At 42.8% G+C, this 6000-nt stretch carries 5 protein-coding genes; 4 read left to right on the top strand and 1 reads right to left on the bottom strand.

The window, feature by feature from the left end; all coding sequences use genetic code 11:
* From G561_RS0108055 to lspA, 4 genes are all read left to right on the top strand, one after another.
* Positions 1–322: transposase (locus G561_RS0108055; RefSeq protein WP_028859081.1), on the top strand; the 322-nt coding region annotated here is incomplete at its 5' end.
* A gap of 670 nt (positions 323–992) precedes the next feature.
* Entirely contained in the window at positions 993–1697 is a 705-nt protein-coding gene (yihA, locus tag G561_RS14315; protein WP_081794421.1) for a ribosome biogenesis GTP-binding protein YihA/YsxC, read from the top strand.
* A gap of 239 nt (positions 1698–1936) precedes the next feature.
* Positions 1937–4777: an isoleucine--tRNA ligase gene (gene ileS, locus G561_RS0108045; protein ID WP_028859080.1), complete on the top strand. Its 2841-nt coding sequence runs from the start codon at positions 1937–1939 to the stop codon at positions 4775–4777.
* On the top strand, positions 4770–5402 hold the full coding sequence (gene lspA, locus G561_RS0108040; RefSeq protein ID WP_081794420.1) for a signal peptidase II: 633 nt from the start codon (positions 4770–4772) through the stop codon (positions 5400–5402). The genes ileS and lspA overlap by 8 nt, the downstream gene beginning before the upstream one ends.
* 98 nt (positions 5403–5500) lie before the next feature.
* On the opposite strand, the gene G561_RS0108035 is transcribed toward lspA, so the two are convergent.
* The gene (locus G561_RS0108035; RefSeq protein WP_227674062.1) at positions 5501–5908 is read right to left on the bottom strand and encodes a DUF1294 domain-containing protein; all 408 of its coding nucleotides are present in this window, start codon (positions 5906–5908) and stop codon (positions 5501–5503) included.
* Positions 5909–6000: the final 92 nt, after the last annotated feature.

The raw sequence follows: 6000 nt of genomic DNA, 5'->3' as shown, positions 1-6000 counted from the left end.
TGCAGATAAAGGGTATATCCGCCCTGAGTTAACACAGCACTTTGCATCAAAGGGTATTGATTTGCAAACACCGCTAAGACGCAATATGACAGATAATAGACCTAAGTCTGATGTTAATCGATTGATGCGTTATCGACGTAATATTGAGACTGTTATTGGTCAATTGTCTGACTGCTTTAATATACAGAAAGTACGTGCTAGAGATTTATGGCATTTGTCTCATCGTTTAACGCGTAAGATTCTGGCGCATAATTTCTTTTTTCTTTTAAATAAAAAACTTGGTAACCCGCCTCTTCAGTTTGAATTGCTAATAAAGTGTTGAGAGTGGGGTTAAAAATAGATTTATTTATAATAAAAAAATAGGTTGGCACTCTTTGGGCGAATGACTTTGTTATATGAGGATAGTGAATGTGATCGATAGCTAATAGCGACTACTTTCTTCAATTTCAGTATACACCCATTCACCCAACTATTTATTATTATGAAGGCATTTGTCTCTATTTCAATGCCAGCTTTCCTATTTTTTGTAAACTTTGTTTTGTAAGTACGGTTTGTAAATAGGCTTTTGTAAAAACGCTTTTGCAGCTCAATTAGGCTGTAAATCTAAAACATTCAAACAGCAATAAACAATTTATTTTATATATTAACATATACTAATCAATTGAATTTCGATTTTTTGTGACGCCATTTAATAGTAATGTACCTTTTTTATTGCACAATTTCGCACTGCGACACAAACCTTCACTTACGCCATTATCTTTCATAAGCAAGACTGGTTATAATGGGACAGATTACAGGCCTTCTATTTAACGTTATTTCTACCCTCACCATAGTTATGCCTATTTAGTGCCCTACTATTATTATAAGGGTGCTTTTTATAAGAGCACTATTTACGAGGGTGTTTTTATGAAGCTATTTTCATAAAAAGTAACTTTATTGTTTATTCAATAGCCGTCAAATTTATTTTATACCGTTTAAACTTGAGACACCTTATGGCTAATGCACCAAAAACCAAAAAGACCAAAGCACCGCAATATGTTGCTCCAGAATCTGCAGCAGATTTATCCCATTTATCGCCTCGCCAACGCTTGGAGCAGACTGAGTTCTTGATGTCAGCTCCTACCTTTAAGTTATGTCCAGCAGATACGGGTTATGAAGTGGCTTTCGCAGGACGTTCTAACGCCGGTAAATCTTCTGCCATTAATGTACTGACCAATCAGCGTCAGTTGGCCCGCTCCTCAAAAACACCAGGCCGTACTCAAATGATTAACTTCTTCTCCATTGGCAATGAAGATGCCCGCTTGGTGGATTTGCCTGGCTACGGCTATGCCGCTGTCCCTGAAAAGATGAAACTGGTTTGGCAAAAAGAGCTAGAAGAATATTTAGTATCACGTGAAAGCTTAGCGGGCTTGGTACTATTAATGGACAGCCGCCACCCACTAAAGTTCTTCGATGAACAAATGCTACACTGGGCCAAAGACGGTGAGTTACCTGTACACATTCTATTAACCAAATCCGATAAGTTTAAATACGGTCCAGCCAAAAATATTTTACTTCAGACCAAACGTGAATTAGAAAAGCTTGATTTGCCTTTTACCATTCAACTGTTCTCCTCATTAAAAAAAGAAGGGGTGGATGAATTGGCAGAAGTTATGGGACGCTGGTTAAGAATTGATGGCCAATCCCCTGCTGAATAGCTGTCAGCGGTGCTAGCCATTTCCCTCTAAGGAAGCTTTTATTTTATAATGAGAATATTGTGCTTTACTTTATAGCTATTTTTTGTAAGTCTTAAATATTTTATAAATTGCTAAGCTTACGTTAGCCTCATTACTGTTTATTCAGTGCTACTTACTCAGCGCTACTTTTTTTATCGCAGCATTTTATCTAGTTTTTAAATTTTCATTTTTGTTTTAACTCAACATATAAGACGGCTTCTATGACTGATTCGACTAACTCAACTCCAGATTACAAAGATACGTTAAACCTTGCCGATACCGCGTTTCCAATGCGCGGTAACCTAGCTAAGCGTGAGCCAGATTGGTTAAAAGCTTGGGAAGCAGATGATGTGTATGGCAAAATTCGTGAAGCCAAAGCAGGACGTGAAAAATATATCTTGCATGATGGCCCTCCATACGCCAACGGTCAAATTCACTTAGGTCATGCGGTAAACAAAGTTTTAAAAGATATTATTGTTAAATCAAAAACTTTATCAGGCTATGACGCGCCTTATGTGCCTGGTTGGGACTGTCATGGTCTGCCTATTGAACAGAAGGTAGAAGCCAAAGTAGGTAAGGTGGGTCAAAAGGTATCAGCGACTGAATTCCGTGGTTTATGCCGCGAATACGCTCGTAGCCAAGTTGACTTACAAATGGCTGACTTTAAACGTCTTGGGGTATTCGGGGATTGGGACAATCCTTATCTAACCATGAACTTTCATCAAGAAGCCAATATCGTCCGTGCTCTAGGTAAAATTTATGCCAATGGCTATGTCACTCGTGGCATGAAGCCGGTTAACTGGTGTTTGGATTGTGGCTCTTCATTGGCTGAGGCTGAAGTTGAATATGAAGATAAAACTTCAGACGCCATCTACGTAGCTTTCGACCTAGTTGATCCCTCACAAGTTTTACCCGAAGGCAATAATGACAAAACAGCAGCGGTTATCTGGACCACAACCCCGTGGACCTTACCGGCTAACCAAGCCATCGCTGTCAGTGCTGACTTTGAGTATAGCGTTGTCAAAACCAGCAAAGGCAATCTGCTTCTAGCGACAGACTTAGTAGAAGATGCTCTGCAAGCTCTTGGCTTAGAAAACGAAGGCGTTATCACTACCCTATCTGGCGATAAGCTTGAGCTGGTCAAAGCCCAGCACCCCTTAATCGAGTCACGCCAAGTGCCTATTATTTTGGGCGAGCACGTGACCACTGAAAGCGGTACTGGTCTAGTCCACACCGCCCCTGCTCATGGTGCCGACGACTACGTAGTAAGCTTGCGCTATGACTTACCTGTGACCAACCCAGTTGGCGGTAATGGCGTCTATCTAGAAACCGCTGAAGTATTCGTTGGTGAACACATTTACAAAGCTCAGCCAAAAATTATTGAGAGCTTGAGTGACAGTGGCCATCTATTAAAGCATTACAAAATGGAGCACAGCTATCCGCATTGCTGGCGTCATAAGTCTCCAATTATTTTCCGTGCTACCCCGCAGTGGTTTATCCGTATGGATCACAAGGTGACTGAAGGCGGTAACACCTTAAGACAGCAAACCATGCAGGATATCCCAAATGTCATTTGGACCCCTGCTTGGGGCCAAAACCGTATCGAAGCTATGGTTGCTGGTCGTCCAGACTGGTGTATCTCTCGCCAGCGTACTTGGGGCGTGCCCATTCCTTTCTTTACCCATAAAGACACCGATGAGTTGCATCCCAATACCCTAGAATTGATGGAGGACATCGCTCAAGTTATCGAAAAAGGCGGAGTAGAAGCTTGGTTTGACGCTTCAGCTGAAGACTTCATTGGCGAAGATGCCAAAGAGTATGTGAAATCAACCGATACCTTAGATGTTTGGTTTGACTCAGGTACCACCCACTTTGCGGTACTTGAGCAAGACGACAATCAGACCAACCCTGCAGATATGTATCTGGAAGGCTCAGACCAACACCGTGGTTGGTTCCAAACCTCATTGTTAACCTCTGAAGCTATGTATGGTCGAGCGCCGTACAAACAAGTATTAACCCACGGCTTCGTGGTCGATGAGAACGGCCGTAAGATGAGTAAATCACTGGGCAACATCATCAATCCACAAGATGAAATTAATAAAACTGGCGCCGATATGCTGCGTATGTGGATTGCTTCAAGCGATTACCGCTATGAGATGAATGCTGGTAAACAAGCGTTTAAGGGGGCGACAGACATGTATCGCCGTATCCGTAACACAGTACGCTTCTTGCTGGCCAACACCGATGACTTCAAACCAGAAACTGATAGCTTGGCTATGGATGAGCTGGTGAGCTTAGACAAATACATCATGCTACGCGCCCAAAAAGTACAGCAATCAATCGTTGCTGCTTATGACGCGATGGACTTCCACCAAGTCACCCAACAAGTAACGGCTTTTTGTTCTCAAGATTTAGGTGGCTTCTACTTAGACATCATTAAAGACCGTCAATACACTACCATGGCAGAGGGCAAGCCTCGTCGCTCAGCACAGACAGCAATGTACCATATTGCTCACGCCTTACTGCGCTGGATAGCCCCTATCTTGAGCTTTACTGCTCAAGAAGCTTGGGAAGCCCTGCTAAAAGAATCAGCTACTGGTGCGAACGCTTATGTCTTCACTCAAGACTGGTACGAACTACCTGACTTTAGTATGGACAAAATTAGTGAGGCAGACTGGACGGTTATTCTGGAAGCCAAAGATGCCATCAACAAGGTTATTGAACATGCTCGTGAGCAAAAACAAATCAATGCCAACTTATCAGCAGCGGTTTCTATCTATGCTGATGGTGAGATTTACGATAGCTTAGCGAAGCTTGAAGATGAACTGCGCTTTGTATTAATTACCAGTTCAGCGAGCTTAAATAAGCTAAGTGACTCACAATTAGGCAGTGCCACTGAGTTAGATAATCTACGCGTCGCAGTGACCTCTGCTGAAGGTACTAAATGTATCCGCTGTTGGCACGTACGTGATGATGTGGGCTCAGATCCTAAGCACCCAGAGATTTGTACCCGCTGTGTGAGTAATATCGAAGGCCCAGGTGAGGTTCGTCATTATGCCTAATACTGCAGGTAATAACCCTGGCAACAACTTAGATAATGGCTCGAATGGCTTAGCCGACAAGGCCGTTGCTCCTGCTTATGCCACTGCGTCGCCTAGTTTAACTAAGCGCCCTAAGCTTATACCCAATAGGCAGCATGCTTTATTGTGGTATGTGCTCTCTTTAGTAGTGATTGGGCTGGATCAATGGACCAAATGGTTGGCTGAGCTAAAGCTTAACTTCCATGAGCCAGTGGCTGTTATTGAGCCGATTTTAAATTGGACCTTGGCCTATAACTATGGCGCTGCTTTTAGCTTCTTGGCGGATCAAGGCGGCTGGCAAAAGTGGTTTTTTGCTGGGCTGTCACTGGCGATGTCATTATTTTTAGTGATTTACCTCACTCGAGCTCCGCGTCAGGCTAAGCTACTCAATGTTGGTTTGGCCTTGATCCTAGGCGGCGCCATTGGCAACTTAATAGACCGAGTACGCATTGGTAAAGTCATTGACTTCATTCATGTGCATTATGCCGATGTGTGGCACTACCCTATTTTCAATGTGGCGGATATTGCCATCTGTACTGGGGTAGCCATTGTGGTAATAGACATGCTATTTTTGGAAGGCAAACGCAATGCCAAATTCCAAGCCTAGGTTAATCTAAACAAACCTTCAAGGCCAAGCAAATCGTTAGATAGTAAAGCAACAAAGCCCGTCAATGACGGGCTTTGTTGCACTTGGCTTACCAACACTTAAAACTGGGATAGATCGCCTCCCGAAATAAGATACAACAGCGCGGCTAAATTCACTAAAACGGTTAGGTAATACGTCAATCTAAACTCTGGCTTTTTAGTTTTATGACGCAGAAAACTTTGAGCCATCATCGCTCCCACCCAGCCCCCAAGCACACTAAGTAAGTGTAAAGTGGATTCCGGCGTACGCCATGTACCCTGCTGAGCAGCTTGCTTATCTTTGCCATAAATTAAATAGGTAGCCGCTCCTATCAATACATACCAACCCACGACACCCCAACTCAGTTTACCCATAGCAGCAATTAATACTAAAACCACGTAAAAGCCCACGGCTAGCATAAGCTGCTGCTTTTGTTTTTGTTGCAGACCAACCGGCTTTTTTGACCTTCTTATCGGGCTTCTTTTCATCATATTCTCTTAAAAAACAACTTTGGAGTTTATAGCTAATTTTCCTACGGGCTTAATAACTGCTTAATAACTGCTTAATAACTGCATTTATA

The sequence above is a fragment of the Psychrobacter phenylpyruvicus DSM 7000 = NBRC 102152 genome (genome assembly GCF_000685805.1).
GTDB lineage: Bacteria > Pseudomonadota > Gammaproteobacteria > Pseudomonadales > Moraxellaceae > Psychrobacter > Psychrobacter phenylpyruvicus.
This window is presented reverse-complemented; position numbering and strand designations above follow the sequence as displayed.